At 71.5% G+C, this 19060-nt stretch carries 16 protein-coding genes; 7 read left to right on the top strand and 9 right to left on the bottom strand.

From position 1 onward, the window contains the following. Positions 1-3502, top strand: a 3502-nt coding sequence (locus tag GE115_RS12175; RefSeq protein ID WP_153685053.1) for a multifunctional oxoglutarate decarboxylase/oxoglutarate dehydrogenase thiamine pyrophosphate-binding subunit/dihydrolipoyllysine-residue succinyltransferase subunit, incomplete at its 5' end; no start/stop codon positions are given. 116 nt (positions 3503-3618) lie between these two features. On the opposite strand, the gene GE115_RS12170 is transcribed toward GE115_RS12175, so the two are convergent. Genes GE115_RS12170 through GE115_RS12160 form a run of 3 tightly spaced genes read right to left on the bottom strand, consistent with a single transcriptional unit; the run spans position 3619 to position 6754 of the window. Continuing rightward, the gene (locus GE115_RS12170) at positions 3619-5811 is read right to left on the bottom strand and encodes an MMPL family transporter (RefSeq protein ID WP_312855121.1); all 2193 of its coding nucleotides are present in this window, start codon (positions 5809-5811) and stop codon (positions 3619-3621) included. Positions 5812-5870: 59 nt separating this feature from the next. After that, positions 5871-6128 carry a mycothiol system anti-sigma-R factor gene (rsrA, locus tag GE115_RS12165; RefSeq protein WP_153685052.1) on the bottom strand — a complete coding sequence of 86 codons (258 nt, stop codon included), beginning with the start codon at positions 6126-6128 and terminating at the stop codon, positions 5871-5873. Beyond that, positions 6125-6754 (bottom strand): sigma-70 family RNA polymerase sigma factor, encoded by a 630-nt coding sequence (locus tag GE115_RS12160; protein ID WP_172979877.1) that lies wholly within the window; start codon positions 6752-6754, stop codon positions 6125-6127. The genes rsrA and GE115_RS12160 overlap by 4 nt, the downstream gene beginning before the upstream one ends. Positions 6755-6874: 120 nt before the next feature. Between GE115_RS12160 and aroA the strand changes: the two genes are divergently transcribed. Genes aroA through bcp form a run of 3 tightly spaced genes read left to right on the top strand, consistent with a single transcriptional unit; the run spans position 6875 to position 9828 of the window. Next, entirely contained in the window at positions 6875-8245 is a 1371-nt protein-coding gene (aroA, locus tag GE115_RS12155) for a 3-phosphoshikimate 1-carboxyvinyltransferase (protein WP_153685050.1), read from the top strand. After that, on the top strand, positions 8242-9318 hold the full coding sequence (gene rsgA / locus GE115_RS12150) for a ribosome small subunit-dependent GTPase A (RefSeq protein WP_153685049.1): 1077 nt from the start codon (positions 8242-8244) through the stop codon (positions 9316-9318). The genes aroA and rsgA overlap by 4 nt, the downstream gene beginning before the upstream one ends. A 36-nt stretch (positions 9319-9354) precedes the next feature. Next, positions 9355-9828 carry a thioredoxin-dependent thiol peroxidase gene (bcp, locus tag GE115_RS12145; RefSeq protein ID WP_153685048.1) on the top strand — a complete coding sequence of 158 codons (474 nt, stop codon included), beginning with the start codon at positions 9355-9357 and terminating at the stop codon, positions 9826-9828. Positions 9829-9847: 19 nt separating this feature from the next. Here the strand turns inward: bcp and GE115_RS12140 are convergent, their stop codons facing one another. Continuing rightward, positions 9848-10315 carry a hypothetical protein gene (locus tag GE115_RS12140; protein ID WP_153685047.1) on the bottom strand — a complete coding sequence of 156 codons (468 nt, stop codon included), beginning with the start codon at positions 10313-10315 and terminating at the stop codon, positions 9848-9850. Between the two features lie 203 nt (positions 10316-10518). On the opposite strand from GE115_RS12140, the gene GE115_RS12135 reads away from it, so the two are divergent. After that, positions 10519-10767, top strand: coding sequence for a WhiB family transcriptional regulator (locus GE115_RS12135; protein ID WP_055859573.1), 249 nt, complete (start codon positions 10519-10521; stop codon positions 10765-10767). Between the two features lie 145 nt (positions 10768-10912). Here the strand turns inward: GE115_RS12135 and GE115_RS12130 are convergent, their stop codons facing one another. Genes GE115_RS12130 through GE115_RS12120 form a run of 3 tightly spaced genes read right to left on the bottom strand, consistent with a single transcriptional unit; the run spans position 10913 to position 14364 of the window. Further along, positions 10913-12406 (bottom strand): sensor histidine kinase, encoded by a 1494-nt coding sequence (locus tag GE115_RS12130; protein WP_312855120.1) that lies wholly within the window; start codon positions 12404-12406, stop codon positions 10913-10915. 27 nt (positions 12407-12433) lie between these two features. Then, positions 12434-13735 (bottom strand): CpaE/TadZ family protein, encoded by a 1302-nt coding sequence (locus GE115_RS12125; protein WP_153685046.1) that lies wholly within the window; start codon positions 13733-13735, stop codon positions 12434-12436. After that, the gene (locus GE115_RS12120) at positions 13735-14364 is read right to left on the bottom strand and encodes a hypothetical protein (RefSeq protein WP_153685045.1); all 630 of its coding nucleotides are present in this window, start codon (positions 14362-14364) and stop codon (positions 13735-13737) included. Before GE115_RS12120 ends, GE115_RS12125 begins: the two co-directional genes overlap by 1 nt. Before the next feature lie 131 nt (positions 14365-14495). Between GE115_RS12120 and GE115_RS12115 the strand changes: the two genes are divergently transcribed. Further along, positions 14496-14789 (top strand): helix-turn-helix domain-containing protein, encoded by a 294-nt coding sequence (locus tag GE115_RS12115; protein ID WP_153685044.1) that lies wholly within the window; start codon positions 14496-14498, stop codon positions 14787-14789. A gap of 28 nt (positions 14790-14817) precedes the next feature. Here GE115_RS12115 and GE115_RS12110 read toward each other — a convergent pair whose 3' ends face one another. Beyond that, positions 14818-15399 (bottom strand): hypothetical protein, encoded by a 582-nt coding sequence (locus tag GE115_RS12110; RefSeq protein WP_153685043.1) that lies wholly within the window; start codon positions 15397-15399, stop codon positions 14818-14820. Between the two features lie 178 nt (positions 15400-15577). Between GE115_RS12110 and GE115_RS12105 the strand changes: the two genes are divergently transcribed. Continuing rightward, on the top strand, positions 15578-16021 hold the full coding sequence (locus tag GE115_RS12105; protein WP_246190730.1) for an Rv3235 family protein: 444 nt from the start codon (positions 15578-15580) through the stop codon (positions 16019-16021). A gap of 99 nt (positions 16022-16120) precedes the next feature. Here the strand turns inward: GE115_RS12105 and secA are convergent, their stop codons facing one another. Continuing rightward, on the bottom strand, positions 16121-18919 hold the full coding sequence (gene secA, locus GE115_RS12100) for a preprotein translocase subunit SecA (protein ID WP_312855119.1): 2799 nt from the start codon (positions 18917-18919) through the stop codon (positions 16121-16123). Positions 18920-19060 lie beyond the last annotated feature (141 nt).

Here is a 19060-nt window from a genome sequence, read left to right as displayed (position 1 = left end):
CGAGGCGCCCGCCGCACCCGCCGCCGCCGAGCCCGCGCCCATCACGGCGCCGGCACCCGTGCTCGGCCAGGCGCCCGCCGCCCGCACGACCTCGGTCGCGCCGCGCACCGCGCCGGTGCCGGCCGACGTCCCCGTCACGAGCCCCCACACCGTCGTGGAGGAGCCCGACGCCGACGAGGTGGTGCCGCTGCGCGGCCTGCCGAAGACCCTCGCCGCCAACATGGACGCCTCGCTCACCGTGCCCACCGCCACGAGCGTGCGCACCGTGCCGGCGAAGCTCATGATCGACAACCGCATCGTGATCAACAACCACCTCCGCCGCACGCGCGGCGGCAAGGTGAGCTTCACGCACCTCATCGGCTGGGCGCTGATCCAGGCGCTGAAGGAGTTCCCGAGCCAGAACGTCTTCTACTCCGAGGTCGACGGCAAGCCGAGCCTCGTGAAGCCGGCCCACATCGGCCTCGGCATCGCGATCGACATCCCCAAGCCCGACGGCAGCCGGGCGCTGCTCGTCCCCGCGATCAAGCGCGCCGAGACGATGACGTTCAACGACTACCTCGCCGCCTACGAAGACCTGGTCGGCCGCGCCCGCAAGAACAAGCTGACGGCCGACGACTTCCAGGGCGCGACGATCTCGCTGACCAACCCGGGCGGCATCGGCACCGTGCACTCGGTGCCCCGCCTCATGAAGGGCCAGGGCTGCATCATCGGCGCCGGCGCCCTCGAGTACCCGGCCGAGTTCCAGGGCGCGAGCGAGAAGACGCTCGCGAACCTCGCGATCGGCAAGACGATCACGCTCACCTCGACCTACGACCACCGCGTCATCCAGGGCGCGGGCTCGGGCGAGTTCCTCAAGAAGGTGCACGAACTGCTCATCGGGCAGCGCGACTTCTACGAGGACATCTTCGCGGCGCTGCGCCTGCCGTACGAGCCCATCCGCTGGGCCCCCGACATCTCGGTCGACGTCGCCAGCGCGATCGACAAGACGGCGCGCGTGCAGGAGCTCATCAACTCCTTCCGCGTCCGCGGCCACATGATGGCCGACATCGACCCGCTCGAGTACGTGCAGCGCTCGCACCCCGACCTCGACATCGCGACCCACGGCCTCACCTTCTGGGACCTCGACCGCGAGTTCGTCACGGGCGGCTTCGGCGACACCCGCACGGCGCTGCTGCGCGACATCCTCGGCATCCTGCGCGACTCGTACTGCCGCACGATCGGCATCGAGTACATGCACATCCAGGACCCGGTGCAGCGGCGCTGGATCCAGGACCAGGTCGAGCGCAAGTACGAGAAGCCCACGCACGACGAGCAGATGCGGATCCTCCGCAAGCTCAACGAGGCCGAGGCGTTCGAGACCTTCCTGCAGACCAAGTACGTCGGCCAGAAGCGCTTCAGCCTCGAGGGCGGCGAGTCGGTCATCGCGCTGCTCGACGAGATCCTGCAGGGCGCCGCGAAGGAGGGCCTCGACGAGGTCGCCATCGGCATGGCGCACCGCGGCCGGCTCAACGTCCTCACGAACATCGCGGGCAAGACGTACGGCCAGGTGTTCCGCGAGTTCGAGGGCACCGTGTCGGGCCACGGCTCGGGCGACGTGAAGTACCACCTCGGCACCGAGGGCACGTTCACCGCCGACGACGGCCAGCAGGTGCCGGTCTCGCTCGCCGCCAACCCCTCGCACCTCGAGGCCGTCGACGGCGTGCTCGAGGGCATCGTTCGGGCCAAGCAGGACCGGAAGCCGATCGGCACGTTCTCGACGCTGCCGATCCTCATCCACGGCGACGCGGCGATGGCCGGCCAGGGCGTCGTGGTCGAGACGATGCAGATGTCGCAGCTGCGCGGCTACCGCACGGGCGGCACGATCCACGTCAACATCAACAACCAGGTCGGCTTCACGACGGTGCCCGGCGACGCGCGCTCCTCGATCTACTCGACGGATGTCGCGAAGACGATCCAGGCGCCCATCTTCCACGTGAACGGCGACGACCCCGAGGCCGTCGTGCGGGTGGCCGAACTGGCCTTCCGCTACCGCCAGGAGTTCAACCGCGACGTCGTCATCGACCTCGTCTGCTACCGTCGGCGCGGCCACAACGAGGGCGACGACCCCTCGATGACGCAGCCGCTCATGTACAACCTCATCGAGGCCAAGCGGTCGGTGCGCAAGCTGTACACCGAGGCGCTCGTCGGTCGCGGCGACATCACCGAGGCCGAGTACGAGGAGGCGCACCGCGACTTCCAGGACCGCATGGAGCGCGCCTTCGCCGAGACGCACGCCGCGCAGACCGGCGCGATCCCGATCGTGGGCGCGACCGACCGCATCCGAAATGAAGACGCCGAGGGCGAGCTCGAGACGACCGCGGTGTCGCTCGAGGTCGTGCACGCCATCGGCGATGCCTTCGACAACAAGCCCGCCGGCTTCACGGTGCACCCGAAGATCCAGCAGCTGCTCACCAAGCGCGTCGACATGAGCCGCAATGGCAAGATCGACTGGGGCTTCGGCGAGCTGCTGGCCCTCGGCTCGCTGCTGATCGAGGGCACGCCGGTGCGCTTCGCGGGCCAGGACGCCCGCCGCGGCACGTTCGTGCAGCGCCACGCCGTGCTGCACGACCGCACCAACGGGCAGGAGTGGCTGCCGCTGCAGAACCTCTCGGAGAACCAGGCGCGCTTCTGGATCTACGACTCGCTGCTCAGCGAGTACGCCGCGATGGGGTTCGAGTACGGCTACTCGGTCGAGCGGGCCGACGCGCTCGTCGCCTGGGAGGCGCAGTTCGGCGACTTCGCCAACGGCGCGCAGACCATCATCGACGAGTTCATCTCGTCGGCCGAGCAGAAGTGGGGCCAGCGCTCGAGCGTCGTGCTGCTGCTCCCCCACGGCTACGAGGGCCAGGGCCCCGACCACTCGAGCGCCCGCATCGAGCGGTTCCTCCAGCTCTGCGCCGAGAACAACATGACGGTCGCGCGTCCGTCGACGCCCGCGTCGTACTTCCACCTGCTGCGCCGCCAGGCCTACGCCCGGCCGCGCCGGCCGCTGGTCGTGTTCACGCCCAAGGCGATGCTGCGCCTGCGCGGAGCCACGAGCGAGGTCGAGGACTTCACGACCGGGCGCTTCGAGCCGATCATCGACGACGCCCGCATCACCGACAAGGCCGCCGTCAAGCGCGTCGTGTTCCTCTCGGGCAAGCTCTACTACGACCTGCTCGCGGAGCTCGAGAAGCGCCCCAACCCCGAGATCGCGCTGGTGCGCCTCGAGCAGCTCTACCCGCTGCCCGCCGGCGAGCTGAAGGCCGTCGCCGATTCGTACCCCGACGCCGAGCTGGCATGGGCGCAGGACGAGCCCGAGAACCAGGGCGCCTGGCCGTACTTCATCGTCGAGACGAACAAGCTCGGGCCGCGCACGGTGCGCATCTTCTCGCGGCCGGCGTCGGCGTCGCCCGCGACCGGATCGTCGAAGCGCCACGCCGCCGAGCAGCAGGAGATCGTGCGAGGCGCGCTCACGCTGTAGCCCGGTCGCCAGACCAGATGAGAGCGGATGCCCCGGCCGGGGCATCCGCTCTCGTCATGTCGGCGGTGGCGCGGCAGACGCCGCCGCGGCGCTGGCGGCCGTCGCGGCGGCGGCGGTCAGCGCGCGCCGCGCGCGAGCTTCGACGGCTGCCAGATCACCCGGCCGAGGTCGTACGAGAGCGCCGGCACGAGCAGGGTCCGCACGAGGAAGGTGTCGAGCAGCACGCCGAACGCGACGATGAACGAGATCTGCACCAGGAAGAGGATCGGCAGCACGCCGAGCGCCGCGAACGTCGCGGCGAGCACGAGGCCCGCAGAGGTGATCACCCCGCCGGTGAGCCGCAGGCCGCGGATGATGCCCGCTCGCGTTCCGTGCGCGACGGACTCCTCGCGTACGCGCGTCATGAGGAAGATGTTGTAGTCCACCCCGAGGGCGACGAGGAACACGAATGCGAACAGCGGCACCGAGGGGTCGGCGCCGGGGAAGCCGAAGACGCCCTCGAACACGAGTGCCGACACGCCGAGCGCTGCCCCGAAGCTGAGCACCACGCTCGCGATCAGCAGGACGGGGGCGACGATCGCGCGCAGCAGCAGCATCAGGATGACGAGGATCGCGCCGAGCACGAGCGGGATGATCAGGGCGAGGTCGGCCAGCGACGCGTCGACCGTGTCGAGCGCGACGGCCGTGGACCCGCCGACCAGCACGTCCTCGCCGACGTCGTCGAGCACGGTGCGAAGCTCGGCGACGGTCGCCTCGGCCTCGAGCGAGTCCGCCGGATCCGAGAGAGTCGCCTGGAGGAGCACCTCGCCGTCGACGACGGTCGGCTCGGGGGCGGGGGTTCCGGGCGGGCCGAAGGCCTGGATGCCGTCCTCGGTGACGGGCGCCTGCCCGGCCGTCGCGTCCTCGGAGAGCACGGTGACCGAATCGACGCCGTCGGTCGCCAGGGCGAGGTCGGCCATCTCCTGCAGGTCGCCCTCGGGGCCGATGATGACGGCGGGGGTGCCCGATCCGGCCGGGAAGTGCTCGCCGAGGAGGTCCTGCCCGTCGCGGGCCTGCGACTCGCCGAGGACGAACTCGCTCGTCGGCACGCCGTCGGCCTTCAGCTGCGAGAGCCCGAGGCACATCGTCGCGAGCACGAGGGTCGACACGATCCACACCGTGCGCGGCCGCTTGGCGACGAGCCGGCCGACGGCGGCCCAGAGCCCCCGGCCCTCGGTGGGGTCGTCGCCGATCGCGGGGGCGGGGTCGGCCGCGTCGCTTGCGCGCACGCGCCGCGGCCAGAACGCGACCCGGCCGGCCCACAGCAGGAGCGCGGGCAGCAGCGTGAGGGAGGCCAGCAGCGCGAAGCCGATGCCGATCGCGGCGACGGGCCCCAGGATCTTGTTGCTCGTCAGCTGGCTGGCGAGCAGGATCAGCAGGCCCACGATGACCGTGCCGCCCGAGGCCACGATCGGCTCCCACGCGCCCTTCAGCGCCGCCCACGTGGCATCCCACCGCCGTTCGTGGCGCGTGAGCGCCTCTTGATAGCGCGCGATGTAGAGCAGCGCGTAGTCGGTCGCCGCGCCGATGACGAGGATGAACAGGATGCCCTGCGTCTGCCCCGAGATCGGCAGGATGCCGGCGGCGGCGAGCGAGACGACGACGAGCACCGACGCGCACAGCGCGGTCAGGCTCGTCAGCAGCACGAGCACCGGCAGCAGTGGCGAACGGTAGACGACGATCAGGATGAGGAAGACGGCCAGCAGCGCCACCGCGAGCAGGAGCCCGTCGATGCCGCTGAAGGCGCCGGCGAGGTCGGCGGTGAATCCCGCGGGCCCGGTGACCGCGGTCTCGGCGCCGTCGACCGGATGCTCCTCGAGCACGGTGCGGATCTCGGCGACCACGTCGTTCGACGGGAGCGCCTCGTCGCCCGAGGCGATCGTCGCGACGAACTGGGCGGCCTCGCCGTCGTCGCTCGGGATGACCGGCGACGACTCGTCGGGCAGCACGCCGTCGACGGCGAGCACGCGCTCGCGCAGGTCCTCGATCGCGGCGAGCTGGCCGTCGTCGAGCTCCGAGTCCGCCGCGGCGACCACGATGGCGGGGATCGCATCGGCGTCGCGGAAATCGGCTTGGAGCTCGTTGACCTCGGTCGCCTCCGCGGTGGCGGGCAGGAACTGCGCCTGCTCGTTGACCACGACGTCGGAGAGCCGGCCGAAGCTCGCGCCGCCCAGGCCGAACACGATGAGCCAGACGAGGATCAGCGCCGCCGGGATCGCGGCGCGCAGCCAACGGGGCGTTCGGGCGGGGGCGTCTGATCGATGGCTCACCCGAGAATGCTAACCGAGTGAGAGATCACCCGGCGACCACCGGCCGCTCTCCAAGGTCGTCAGGCGTCGACGACGACGCCGTGCGACTGGATCTCGCGGATGCGCGTGAGCACCACGGTGCGAAGCTCCTCCGGCGCGCTCTCGCGGCACGCGCGCTGCACGACCTCGGTGATCGTGATGCCCACCTTCAGCTCGGCCGAGCACTCGGGGCAGTGCTCGACGTGCGCGCGGATGTCGGCCGCGTCTTCACGGCACAGCTCGTTGTGCAGGTACTCCTCGAGTTCGGCTCGCGCCTTCTCGCAGCCGCAGTCGGTCATTTCGTGCTCCTCGTGGATCGGGTCGCCGGCTGGACCGCGAAGCCCTGCTCGCGGGCGTAGTCGGCGAGGGACTCGCGAAGCAGGCGCCGGCCACGGTGCAGGCGACTCATCACGGTCCCGATGGGGGTGTTCATCATGTCGGCGATCTCCTGGTAGGAGAAGCCCTCGACGTCGGCGAGGTACACCGCGAGGCGGAAGTCCTCGGGCAGCGCCTGCAGCGCGTCCTTCACGGTGCTGTCGGGCAGGTGGTCGATGGCCTCGGCCTCGGCCGATCGGCTCGACGAGGCCGTGGTCGACTCGGCGCCGCCGAGCTGCCAGTCCTCCAGGTCGTCGATGGTGCCCTGGTACGGCTCGCGCTGCTTCTTGCGGTACGTGTTGATGAAGGTGTTCGTGAGGATGCGGTACAGCCAGGCCTTCAGGTTCGTGCCCTGCGTGAACTGCGCGAAGGCCGCGTACGCCTTGACGAACGTCTCCTGGACGAGGTCCTGCGCGTCGGCGGGATTCTTCGTCATGCGCAGCGCGGCCGCGTACAGCTGGTCGAGGAAGGGCAGCGCCTGCTCCTCGAAGAGCTCGCCGAGGGGGCGGTGCTCGTCGGTCGCGGAGGCGTCCATCTGGTCGGCAGTCATCACCGGCCATCCTAGGCCGTCGGGTCGGACCCCCGCCCCGGAGGCGACCGGGCGTTCCAGGACCGCGGACGTCACACGCACCATCTCCTTCTGTCGGCCGAGCGCTACTGTTGGTAACCGATGCAGATCTCGAGGTATTCCGCACCGGAGTTCGATCCGTACGGCGACAACCGCCAGACCGAGACGGACGACGGATGGCTCGCGCCGGTCGCGACCGCACCGCTCGACGCCGTGCTGGCTCTGCCCGGCTCGAAGTCGCTCACCAATCGCGAGCTCGTGCTCGCCGCCCTGGCCGACGGACCCTCGCGCCTGCGCGCGCCGCTCTGGTCCCGCGACAGCGAGTTGATGGTCGAGGCCCTGCGCGCGCTCGGCACCCGGTTCGAGCGGGTCGCCGGCGAGGGTGCCTTCGGCGACGACCTCGTCGTGACGCCCGCCCAGGAGCTCACCGGATCCACCACGATCGACTGCGGTCTCGCCGGCACCGTGATGCGATTCCTGCCGCCGGTGGCCGCCCTCGCACTCGGCCCGACGACCTTCGACGGCGACGAGTACGCGCGCAAGCGCCCGATGTCGGGCGTCATCGACGGCCTGCACGGCCTCGGCGTCGACCTCGATGACGACCGGCGCGGCACGCTCCCGTTCACCGTGCACGGCACCGGCCGCGTCCCGGGCGGCACGCTCGAGATCGACGCGTCGGCCTCGAGCCAGTTCGTGTCGGCGCTGCTGCTCTCGGCCGCGCGCTTCGACCACGGACTCGACCTGCGCCACACGGGCGACCGCGTGCCGAGCGCTCCGCACATCGAGATGACCATCGCGACCCTCGGGGCGCGCGGCGTCGACGTCGCGACGCCAGAGCCCGGGCGCTGGGTGGTCTCCCCCGGCCCGATCCGCGCGATCGACGTCGACATCGAACCCGATCTCTCGAACGCCGCGCCGTTCCTGATCGCCGCGCTCGTCGCCGGCGGCCGCGTGTCGATCACGGGCTGGCCTGATCGAACCACGCAGGTCGGGGCCCAGCTGGCCGACCTCCTGCCGCGATTCGGCGCGACGGTCGAGCGCTCGGGCGACCGGGTCACGGTGCGCGGGCCCGAACGCGGCACCGACGGCGGCCGGGGCATCCGCGGCGTCGACCTCGACCTCTCGGAGGCCGGCGAGCTGGCGCCGAACCTCGTCGCACTGGCGGCCCTGGCCGACACCCCGAGCACGATCACGGGCATCGGGCACATCCGCCACCACGAGACCGACCGGCTGGCGGCGCTCGCGACCGAGATCAACGGGCTCGGCGGCCGCGTGACCGAGCTCGACGACGGCCTGCGCATCGAACCTGCGACGCTCCACGGCGGGCCCTGGCGAGCCTACGCCGACCACCGGATGGCGACATCGGGCGCGATCATCGGCCTCGCGGTACCCGGCGTGGTCGTGGATGACATCGGCACGACCTCGAAGACCCTCCCCCAGTTCCCGGAACTCTGGGAGCGACTGCGGGCATGAGCTGGTGGGAGACGGACGACGACGAGGACGAGCCCGAGTACGACGAGGCCGACGTCCGGGTCCGGCCCAGTCGCCGCGGCAGCCGCCCGCGCACGAAGACGCGCCCCGAGCACGCCGACGCCGTCCCCGGCTCGGTGCTGGGCGTCGACCGCGGCCGCTACGCCGTGCTCGTCGACGAGGGCGGCCCCGACGAACGCGAGGTCGTCGCGGCCCGCGCGAGCGAACTGCGCCGCAAGTCGGTCGTCACCGGCGACCGGGTGGACCTCGTCGGCGACACCACCGGCGAGCCCGGCACCCTCTCGCGCATCGTGCGCGTCGGCGAACGGACGACCCTGCTGCGCCGCAGCGCCGACGACACCGACGAGGTCGAACGGGTCATCGTCGCGAATGCCGACCAGATGCTGATCGTCATCGCGGCCGCGAACCCCGAGCCGCGCACGCGCCTGGTCGACCGGTACCTGGTCGCGGCCTACGACGCCGGCATCGAGCCGCTGCTGTGCGTCACGAAGACCGACCTCGCCGACCCCGCACCCTTCCTCGAGAACTTCGCGGGCCTCGACATCCCGGTCTTCCTCAGCGGACGCGAACGGATGCCGCTCGAATCCATCGTCGAACGCCTCGTCGACCACCGCACCGTGTTCGTCGGCCACTCGGGCGTCGGCAAGTCGACGCTCGTCAACGCGCTGGTCCCCGACGCCCATCGCGCGACCGGCGTCGTCAACGCCGTCACCGGCCGCGGACGCCACACGTCGTCGTCGACGGTCTCGCTCCGCCTCGAATCGGACGACCGCCACGGCTGGGTGATCGACACGCCGGGCGTCCGCTCGTTCGGGCTCGGGCACATCGACCCCGCGAACATCCTGCGCGCCTTCACCGACCTGGCGGCGGTCGCCGAGCGGTGCCCGCGGGGCTGCACGCACCTGCCGGATGCCCCCGACTGCGCGATCGTCGAAGCCGTGGCGGCCGGGGAGCTCGGCGACATCGGGCGGGCACGCCTCGACTCGCTGCAGCGCCTGCTCGCGACCTTCGCGCCGAGCATCGGCTCGGGTGCCGCGGGCGAAGCGGGCGCGTGAGCGAGGCATCCGGCGAACGTGCCTACGATTGAAGGCATGACCGACGCACGACTGGCCTCAGGCGACCTCGCCCCCGACTTCACGCTCCTCGACCAGGACGGCACCCCCGTCACGCTGTCGGAGCTGCGCGGCGGCACCGTGGTCCTGTACTTCTACCCCGAGGCCATGACGCCCGGCTGCACGACCGAGGCGTGCGACTTCCGCGACAGCCTGAACTCGTTCGCGAGCGCCGGCATCCGCGTGCTCGGCGTCTCGAAGGACGACACCGAGAAGCTGAAGCGCTTCGCCGAGCGCGACCACCTCAACTTCACGCTGCTCTCCGACGCCGACCTCGCGGTGCAGCAGGCCTACGGCGTCTGGGGCGAGAAGTCCCTCTACGGCAAGATCGTGGTCGGATCGATCCGCTCGACCTTCATCGTGGGCGAGGACGGCCGCATCGAGAAGGCCCTGTACAACGTGAAGGCCACCGGCCACGTCGCGCGGCTGCGCCGCGAGCTCGGGCTCGACTGACGCGGACCGCTCGGAGTAGCTACGCCGCCGGGCGGTCGGGCGAGAACGCCGCTCGCACCGGCGGCCACAGCAGGATGCCGATCACGGCGAGCGCCGGGATCAGCAGCGCCCAACCGACGTCGGGCCGCGCGAACAGCCCCTGGAACGCCCCCACCGCGATCGAGATCTGCAGGATCTGCCAGACGATCGCCGCCGACCGCGACCAGTGCGCGCGCCGGAGCGACGCGACCGCGACCGCGACCGTCCAGACCGCGGCGATGACGGCGATCACGATGAGGGCGATCGCCGTCGCGTACGACGAGGGCGCGAGCGCGAGCAGGTCGACGACGAGCCATCCGACGATGGCGACCATCATCGCGGCCTCGAGGAACAGCACCGTGCTGAGCACCATGAGCGCGACTCGGGGGTCGGCCTGCTCGGTGGGGGGCACCGGCCCCGAACCGTTCGTTCCAGGTGCGCCCGGGTCGTGGTCGTCGCGTCGATTCACAGCGTTATCCCATGCACGACTATTGATTCGCCTTCCGCGCTATGCCACCATTTATGAGGCCGAATTGATGCTCACAGGGACGTGAGCCGATCAGTTCCTGATCCTACTTCCCGAGATTCGGCTTTCCCCCCGCAGTCCGGCCGATCTCGGCCCGTGCGCACGCGTGCGCACACTGCGATCCGAAGTTAGCAAGGAGCATCTCCATGGATTGGCGCGACAAAGCCGCCTGCCTGACGGCCGACCCCGAACTGTTCTTCCCGGTCGGCAACACCGGTCCGGCCGTCGACCAGATCGAGAAGGCGAAGGCCGTGTGCGCGCGCTGCACCGTCACGGAGATCTGCCTGCAGTACGCCCTCGAGACCGGCCAGGATTCGGGCGTCTGGGGCGGCCTCAGCGAAGACGAGCGCCGCGCCCTCAAGCGCCGCGCCGCCCGCGCTCGCCGCGCCGGCTGACGAACCACTGACGACGGATGCCTCGCCCCGGGGCATCCGTCGTTCCATGTCCGGCGGCGGGCGGTCGAGCGGGCGTCGGCCCGCTACGGCGAGCGCCGGCCCCCTACGGCGAGCGTCGGCCCGCTACGGCGGGCGTCGGCCCGGCTCAGACCTCGGCGATCCAGCGCAGCGGGATCTCGACGGTCACCTCGGTGCCGCTGCCGACGAGGGTGTGCCAGTCGATGGTGCCGCCGAGCTCGCCCTGGATGAGCGTGCGGACGATCTGCGTGCCCAGCCCCTCGCCGACCTTCCCCTCGGGAAGACCCGACCCCGTGTCGCGCACCCGCACCGTCAGCATCTCGGCCGATCGCGAGGCGTGCACCTCGACGTCGCCCTCCTGGCCGGCGAGCCCGTGCTCGACCGCGTTCGTCACGAGCTCGGTGAGCGCGAGGGCCAGCGGCGTCGCGTACTCGCTCGGCAGCACCCCGAAGGTGCCCGTCTTCTTCGGATGGGCCGTCGTGTTGTGGGCCGCGGCGACCTCGGCCACCAGCAGCAGCACGCGGTCGAAGACCTCGTCGAAGTCGACGTTCTGGGCGACGCCCGTCGACAGCGTGTCGTGCACGACCGCGATCGCGCCGACCCGGCGCATCGCCTGGGTGAGCGCCTCGCGCGCCTCGTCGGAGTGCGTGCGCCGCGCCTGGATGCGCAGCAGCGAGGCGACGGTCTGCAGGTTGTTCTTGACGCGGTGGTGGATCTCGCGGATCGTCGCGTCCTTCGTGATGAGCTCCTGCTCCTGGTGGCGGAGTTCGGTGACGTCGCGGATCAGCACGATCGCGCCGATGCGCTCACCACGGTGGCGGATCGGGATGGCCCGCAACGACACCGTCACGCCCCGCGAGTCGACCTCGGTGCGCCACGGCGCCCGACCCGTGACGACCAACGGCAGCGACTCGTCGACGACGAGCTTGCCCGCGAGCAGGCGAGTGGTCACCTCGGCCAGCGACTGGCCCTCGAGCTCGTCGTCGAACCCCATGCGGTTGAACGCCGAGAGCGCGTTGGGGCTCGCGAAGGTGGTCACGCCGTCGACGTCGAGCCGGATCAGGCCGTCGTTGGCCCGCGGCGCACCGCGACGAGGGCCGGTGGGCGCGCCGAGGTCGGGGAAGTCCCCCGAGGCGATCATCTGGAACAGCTCGCTCGCGCAGTCGTTGAACGTCAATTCCTGGCGGCTCGGCGTGCGCGTCGCGCTGAGGTTGGTGTGGCGGGTGATGACGGCGACCGGCTCGGGCACGAGGTCGGTGCCCGTCGAGGCGACCCGACGCATGACGGGCACGGCCCGCATGCGCGTGGGCATCTCCTCGTACCAGTCGGGTGAGGAGGAGTCGACGATGCGGGCGGTCTCGAACGCCTCCGACACGAGGTCGCGCCACTGCGGCTTGATGGCCTGGCCGATGAAGTCGCGGTAGAAGAGCGTCGCCGCGCTCGACGGGCGCGCGTGCGCGACCGCCACGAACTCCTCCTGCGCCGACGGCACCCAGAGCACGATGTCGGCGAAGGCGAGGTCGGCGAGCAACTGCAGGTCGCCGACGAGCATGTGCAGCCAGTCGACGTCGGCCTGACTGCTGCGGCCCTGGGCGAGGACGAGTTCACTGAGGGTCGACACGCCCTCCAGCGTAGTGCCGGGCGGCGGTCATGACGCCGCAGCGCGGGGCGCCCTCGCGGTGAGCAGCGCACGCGCCGCTCGCGAGCGGCCGCGCGGCTCGGCGACGGGTGCGTAGCGGGTGAGCGCGAAGTCGCGGATCGCGGTGCGCAGCGGCGACCGCGGAGCGGCATCGCGGAGGGTCCGGGCGGTGAGGATCGCGGCATCCGCCGCGCGGCCGTCGTGCGGGAGCATCGTGACATCGGCGATGCCCGCGAAACGCCGCATGGTCTGGCGGATCTGCGCGTGCGCGTCGATGCCCAGCGCGCTGCTGCGCACCCGGTTCGCGACGACGTCGACCCGCTCGGCGTCGACGTGCTCGATCAGCTCGGCGTGCCCGCGCAGCAGGCGCGAGAGCCCCACGGGGTCTGCCACGCCCACGGCGACGACGCGGTCGGCGGCGGCCAGGGTGGCGAACGTGGCGGCGTTGCGCCTCGGCGCGAACTGGTCGCTCGTGAGCTCCTCGTCGCGCTCGAGGCTGAAGCCCGTGTCGACGACGACGTACTCGGCCCACGCGCGCAGGCCGGCGAGTGCGGCGGTCACGCGCGACTCCGAGAGCTCGGGCCAGCGGCTGGGCCCCACGAGTCCGGACAGCACGTCGAACGACGCGCGCGGCGAGGAGTAGCGCTGGGCGAGGCGCTCGATCTCGGTGCGGTCGAGCCCGTCGGCCCCGGCGAGCCGGCAGGCCGCCGCGAAGCCCGGTGCCTCGTCGAGCAGGCCCAGCGTTGCGGCGATCGCCCCGCCGTACGGGTCGGCGTCGACGAGCACGACGCGATGACCGGCCGCGGCCAGCTCGGCCGCCAGGTTGACCGACACGAGGGTGCGGCCGGGCGCCCCGCCCGGCCCCCACACCGCGATGACCGACACGGACGGCTCGCCGGACGCTCGGCTTGCTCCGCCGCGGGAGGCCCCGTCGGCGATGCCGCTGCCGGCATCGCCGACCCGCGACGGCACGGGCACCCCGCCTGAGACGAGCCGCTCGACGTCGGACCACGCCGAGTCCGCCGGGAGCACCTCGTGCAGGCCGATGCGGGACGCGAGCGCGCGCTCGCGGTCGTCGGACGCGAGCGCGATCAATCGGATGCCTCGGACGTCGCAGGCCTGCAGCAGCTCGGGGCTCAGCGTGCCGCGACCGGCGCCCACGATCACGAGGTCGGGCGCCAGCCGGTCGAGGCTCTCGACGACGTCGCGCCAGCCGACGAGTCGCGCGAGGATCGTGTGGCCCGCCTCGACCATGTCGGCGAGCAGCCGGTCTTCGGTTCCGGTGTCGAGTGCCAGGGCGAGGCGCGCCATCAGTCGGTGCGCTCCGTACGGGCGCCGACCAGGTCGAGCGCGCCGCCCGCGGCCAGCGCCTGGAGCACGCCGGCCACCTTCTCGCGCGGTACGAGCAGCTCGACCGAGACGCCGCCGTCGGCCACGACGCCGTCGGCCTCGATCACGCCGCGGATCTCGGCGTCGGACACCAGCACCGCGGGTGGCTCGTAGCCGCCGCGCTCGATCGGCTTCGCCGACCACAGGTCGACCCGTGCCCCCGCGCCCACGCCGCTCGGGAGCGGTGCGCGCAGGGGCACGACGACGACGGCGGAGTCGTCGTCGGCCCGGTGGGCGATCGCGGCGAGCGGCACGAGCTCGCCAGCGCCGATCGTGCGCGCGGCGACCACGCCGTCGTCGGGGAGGTCGCCCGCGACGAGGTACCGGTCGGCGGCGTCGCCGAGGCGCACGGAGGCGATCGCGAGGTCGGATGCCTCGATCCTGGCCCCGGTCGGCACCGTCTCCTGCACGACGTAGACCTCGGTGGCGGTGTCGAGGCCGGTCACCAGCGCCCAGACGCCGACCGTGGATCCGGCGATCAGGACGAGGCCGATCGCCAGTCTGGGGTCGAAGCGGACGGCCCCGCGGTCGCGGCGGTCCTCACGTGCCATGGTGCTCCCTTCACGGCCGTCGGCCGACGGCCGTACCCCGGCCGGAGACCATCGTCACCCGTTGCCGAGAGGTTGCCGGGAAGTTATCCACACGCGCCGGCCGGCCGGCCGCAGGCCTCGATAATCGAGGCATGACCAATCCCGGTTCGGGCGAGATCGGCCGATTCCTCTCCGTCGCCGACGCCGCCGAGTTGCTCTCGGTCGACGTCGCGGCGGTCGACGGCCTGATCCGGTCCGGCGAGCTCCCGGCGATCCGGGTCGGGCGCTCCGGTCCGTGGCGCATCGAGCGCACGCAGATCGAACTGTGGATCCAGGAGCGCTACGAAGACACCCGCCGTCATGCCGCGTGGCAGGAGGGCGAGTTCTCGTCGACGCTCGACCTCTCCCCCGCCGGGGTGGTCTCCCCGCTCCGCCCGGTCGACTGAGCGCGTCCCGCGCGCCCCGGTCGATCGGTCAGTCGAAGGTGACAAGGCGGATCGCGTCCAGGGCGACGATCCGGTAGCCCTGCAGGTCGACGTCGCGTCTCGCGACGCCCGGCTCGTGCAGGGCGAGGTCGACGTGATCGCGGGCCACGCGGTCGAGGGTCCCGGTGAGCTCCCCATCGTCGGTGGAGACCGCGACGGGCGCCCGGCGCCGCGCGAGGTCGCGCAGCACGAACGCCAGCGGGATGCGATCGGCGACCGCAGAGGATGCCTCGGCCGCGGGTTCCAGGCTCCGGTCGAGCTGGTCGCGGCCGGGCAGGATCGCCGTGACGGCCGCGAGGGGCACGACGCACCGGGGTGCCGTCCGGTGGCCGACGAGCTCCGCGCTCATCCAATCTCGGCCGAACGAGACCGGACGCGCCTGCACGAGGGTGCCGCCGCGCAGCAGGAGGCGCACCGCCTCGGGGCCGCCGGCGAGCGCTCGAAGGCGGTCGCGCAGCGTCAGCCGGCTGAGGCGCAACCGTTCCTCCTCGAGGGCGAGCGCGCGCTCCTCGGCCTGCTGCTCCTGGTCGAGCTGCCACCCGAGATCGTCGAACAGCAGGTCCCAGCGCATGCAGTGACGCTAGTCGGGCTCTCACGCGCGAGCGGGACGTTCTCCACAGTCGTCGAAAATGCTTGACACGGAAACGGAGTCGAGAATAGCTTTCCTCACAGGATCACCCGAGTCCCCCACTTCGGGGGTGATCCCGCGGGCCCGAACCCCCGCGTCCTCCCCCTACAGGAGCAAGACGATGACCGCTGCCCCCGCCGCCCTCTCCGAGCGCCTCGCGAGCGCCCCGCGCTACCGCGTCGACGACGACGAGTACTTCGCGCGGCAGCGCACGTCGCGCAGCGACCTGCCCGATCCCGACGCGCTGCTGAGCAGCCTCACGCACTGCGTGCTCGAGGCGCTGGCCGGCGCGCGAGACCTCGAACAGGTCGCCCGCTGGGTGACCGACGACGTGTACCGAGGCCTGCAGAAGCGCGTCGTCCTCGCCGCCCGTGCGCGCCGCGCCCGTGGGGTCAGCCCGCAGCGCCCGGTGTTCAACGTCGGCAACATCCACCGCACCGAGCCGGCCGACGGCATCGTCGAAGCGGTGGTCATGGTGCACCAGCGGCATCGCTCGCGCGCCGTGGCGATCCGGCTCGAGGGGCTCGACTCGCGCTGGCGCGCGAGCGCCATCACCGTTCTCTGAAGAGCCGGTGCCGGGCCCTGACCCGAAGTCCCGGCACGCGCTCCGAAACGCCAGAAGCCGCACCGCCCGACGGCGGTGCGGCTTCTGGCGCGACCGGGCTCAGCGGCCGCCGCGCTCCTGCGCGCGCCGCGCGGCCCGGTTCTGCGGCTCCTGGGCACCCTGCACGTCGGCGGCCTTGCCGAAGGCGCCGCGCTGGGCCGGTGCGGCGGGCTCCTGCGGGGCCTGCTGCTGCGCGACCGCGCGGCGGGCGCGCTGGGTCGCCGCCTGCTGCACCTGGCCGCGCTGGTTGCGCACCTCGACGCCGCCCGAGTCGCTCGGAGCCGAGTAGCTCAGCTTGTCGTCGGGTGCCGACTGGCGGTTCAGTCCCTTCGCCTCGATCGTGGGCGAGGCACCGCCGGTGGGCGCGACCTCGACCTCGAGGTTGAACAGGAAGCCGACCGTCTCCTCGCGGATCGAGCCCATCATCTGCTGGAACATGGCGTAGCCCTCGCGCTGGTACTCGACCAGCGGGTCGCGCTGCGCCATCGCCCGGAGGCCGATGCCGTCCTTCAGGTAGTCCATCTCGTAGAGGTGGTCGCGCCAGCGGCGGTCGATCACCGAGAGCACCACCCGGCGCTCGAGCTCGCGCATCGCGGGGCTGCCGAGCTGCTCCTCGCGTCGCTGGTACGCGAGCTTCGCGTCCGACAGGATCTCGCGGCGGATGAAGTCGCGGTTCACGCGGCCCTTCTCGCCGGCCTCCGCGACGACCTCGTCGATCGTGATGCCGATCGGGTAGAGCGTCTTGAGCTCGGTCCAGAGCGCGTCGAAGTCCCACTCGTCGGGGTTGCCCTCGGCCGTGTGCTCGTCGAGGACCTCGTCGATCACGTCCTCGAGGAACTTCTGCGTGCGCTCGTGCAGGTCGTCGCCCTCGAGGATGTGCCGGCGGTCGGTGTAGATGGCCTCGCGCTGGCGGTTCAGGACGTCGTCGTACTTCAACACGTTCTTGCGGATCTCGGCGTTGCGCGCTTCGACCTGCGACTGCGCCGAGCGGATGGCGCGGGTCACGACCTTGGACTCGATGGCGACGTCATCGGGGACGCCGCGCGCCATGAGGCTCTCGGCTGCGCCGGCGTTGAACAGTCGCATCAGGTCGTCGGTGAGCGAGAGGTAGAACCGGCTCTCGCCGGGGTCGCCCTGACGGCCCGAGCGGCCGCGCAGCTGGTTGTCGATGCGGCGGGACTCGTGCCGCTCGGTGCCGAGCACGTAGAGCCCGCCGGCAGCGGCCACCTTCTCGGCCTCGACGGCCACCTCGGCCTTGACGGCCTCGAACACGGCGTCCCAGGCGGCCTCGTACTCCTCGGGGGTGTCGACCGGCGAGAGACCCTTCTCGTGCATGCGCTGCACCGCGATGAACTCGGCATTGCCGCCGAGCATGATGTCGGTGCCGCGGCCGGCCATGTTCGTCGCGACCGTGACGGCGCCGAACCGGCCCGCCTGCGCGACGATCGCCGCCTCACGGGCGTGGTTCTTCGCGTTCAGCACCTCGTGCCGCACGCCCTTCTTGGCGAGCAGGCGCGAGAGGTACTCGCTCTTCTCCACGCTCGTCGTACCGACGAGCACGGGCTGGCCCTTGGCGTGCCGCTCGACGATGTCCTCCACGACCTGCGCGAACTTCGACTCCTCGTTCTTGTAGACGAGGTCGGGCTGGTCGAGGCGGATCATCGGCCGGTTCGTCGGGATGGCCACCACGCCGAGCTTGTAGGTCGCCATGAACTCGGCGGCCTCGGTCTCGGCAGTACCGGTCATGCCCGACAGCTTGTCGTAGAGGCGGAAGTAGTTCTGGAGGGTGACCGTGGCGAGGGTCTGGTTCTCGGCCTTGACCTGCACGCCCTCCTTCGCCTCGATCGCCTGGTGGATGCCCTCGTTGTACCGGCGGCCTACGAGGATGCGACCCGTGTGCTCGTCGACGATGAGCACCTCGCCGTTCATCACGACGTAGTCCTTGTCGCGCTTGAACAGGGCGTTCGCCTTGATCGAATTGTTCAGGAACGAGATCAGCGGCGTGTTCGCCGACTCGTAGAGGTTGTCGATGCCGAGGTAGTCCTCGACCTTGGCGATGCCGGGCTCGAGCACGCCGACCGTGCGCTTCTTCTCATCGACCTCGAAGTCCTCGCCGGGCACGAGCCGCTGCGCGAGACGCGCGAACTCCGTGAACCAGCGGTTGGCCTCGCCGGAGGCCGGGCCCGAGATGATCAGCGGCGTGCGTGCCTCGTCGATCAGGATCGAGTCGACCTCGTCGACGATGGCGAAGTGGTGGCCGCGCTGCACCATGTCGGCGGACTGCCACGCCATGTTGTCGCGCAGGTAGTCGAAGCCGAACTCGTTGTTCGTGCCGTAGGTGATGTCGGCCGCGTACTGCTCGCGTCGCTGCGCGGGGGTCTGCCCGGCGACGATGCATCCGGTCGTCATGCCGAGCGCTCGGAACACGCGACCCATGAGCTCCGACTGGTAGCTCGCGAGGAAGTCGTTGACCGTGATCACGTGCACGCCGCGGCTGGTGAGCGCGTTCAGGTACGCCGCCGTGGTCGCCACGAGGGTCTTGCCCTCACCGGTGCGCATCTCGGCGATGTTGCCGAGGTGCAGGGCCGCACCGCCCATCAGCTGGACGTCGAAGTGCCGCAGGCCGATCGTGCGCCGGCTGGCCTCGCGCACGGCGGCGAACGCCTCGGGCAGCAGGTCGTCGAGGGATTCGCCGTTCGCGTAGCGCTCGCGCAGCTCGACGGTCTCGTGCTTGAGTTCCTCGTCGGTGAGTCCCTCGAAGTCGTCCTCGAGCGCGTTGATGGCCTTGGCGTAGTTCTCGAGCCGCTTCAGGGTTCGGCCCTCGCCGACGCGGAGGACCTTTTCCAGAATCGAAGCCACGAATGCTCTCCTGTCATCGTCGGGCGCGCAGGCCTCGGGGTGAGCCGGGCACGCCGCATGCCGCCTGTGCAGACGGTCATAGTAGCCATGCTAGTGGCCCGTTCGCTGACAGAAGCCCCGGCGGGGACATCCGCGGATGCC

This window comes from Agromyces agglutinans (genome assembly GCF_009647605.1).
Classification (GTDB): Bacteria; Actinomycetota; Actinomycetes; order Actinomycetales; family Microbacteriaceae; genus Agromyces; species Agromyces agglutinans.
The sequence above is the reverse complement of the archived record's forward strand: the minus strand, read 5'-3'. Positions and strand labels throughout refer to the sequence as shown.

Excerpts from the sequence above, each read along its gene's own strand:
- rsrA (WP_153685052.1), bottom strand. The coding sequence starts at position 6,128 with ATGACCGACTGCGGCTGCGAGAAGGCGCGAGCCGAACTCGAGGAGTAC.
- GE115_RS12160 (WP_172979877.1), bottom strand. The coding sequence starts at position 6,754 with ATGACTGCCGACCAGATGGACGCCTCCGCGACCGACGAGCACCGCCCC.
- aroA (WP_153685050.1), top strand. The coding sequence starts at position 6,875 with ATGCAGATCTCGAGGTATTCCGCACCGGAGTTCGATCCGTACGGCGAC.
- rsgA (WP_153685049.1), top strand. The coding sequence starts at position 8,242 with ATGAGCTGGTGGGAGACGGACGACGACGAGGACGAGCCCGAGTACGAC.
- bcp (WP_153685048.1), top strand. The coding sequence starts at position 9,355 with ATGACCGACGCACGACTGGCCTCAGGCGACCTCGCCCCCGACTTCACG.
- GE115_RS12135 (WP_055859573.1), top strand. The coding sequence starts at position 10,519 with ATGGATTGGCGCGACAAAGCCGCCTGCCTGACGGCCGACCCCGAACTG.
- GE115_RS12125 (WP_153685046.1), bottom strand. The coding sequence starts at position 13,735 with ATGGCGCGCCTCGCCCTGGCACTCGACACCGGAACCGAAGACCGGCTG.
- GE115_RS12120 (WP_153685045.1), bottom strand. The coding sequence starts at position 14,364 with ATGGCACGTGAGGACCGCCGCGACCGCGGGGCCGTCCGCTTCGACCCC.
- GE115_RS12115 (WP_153685044.1), top strand. The coding sequence starts at position 14,496 with ATGACCAATCCCGGTTCGGGCGAGATCGGCCGATTCCTCTCCGTCGCC.
- GE115_RS12110 (WP_153685043.1), bottom strand. The coding sequence starts at position 15,399 with ATGCGCTGGGACCTGCTGTTCGACGATCTCGGGTGGCAGCTCGACCAG.
- GE115_RS12105 (WP_246190730.1), top strand. The coding sequence starts at position 15,578 with ATGACCGCTGCCCCCGCCGCCCTCTCCGAGCGCCTCGCGAGCGCCCCG.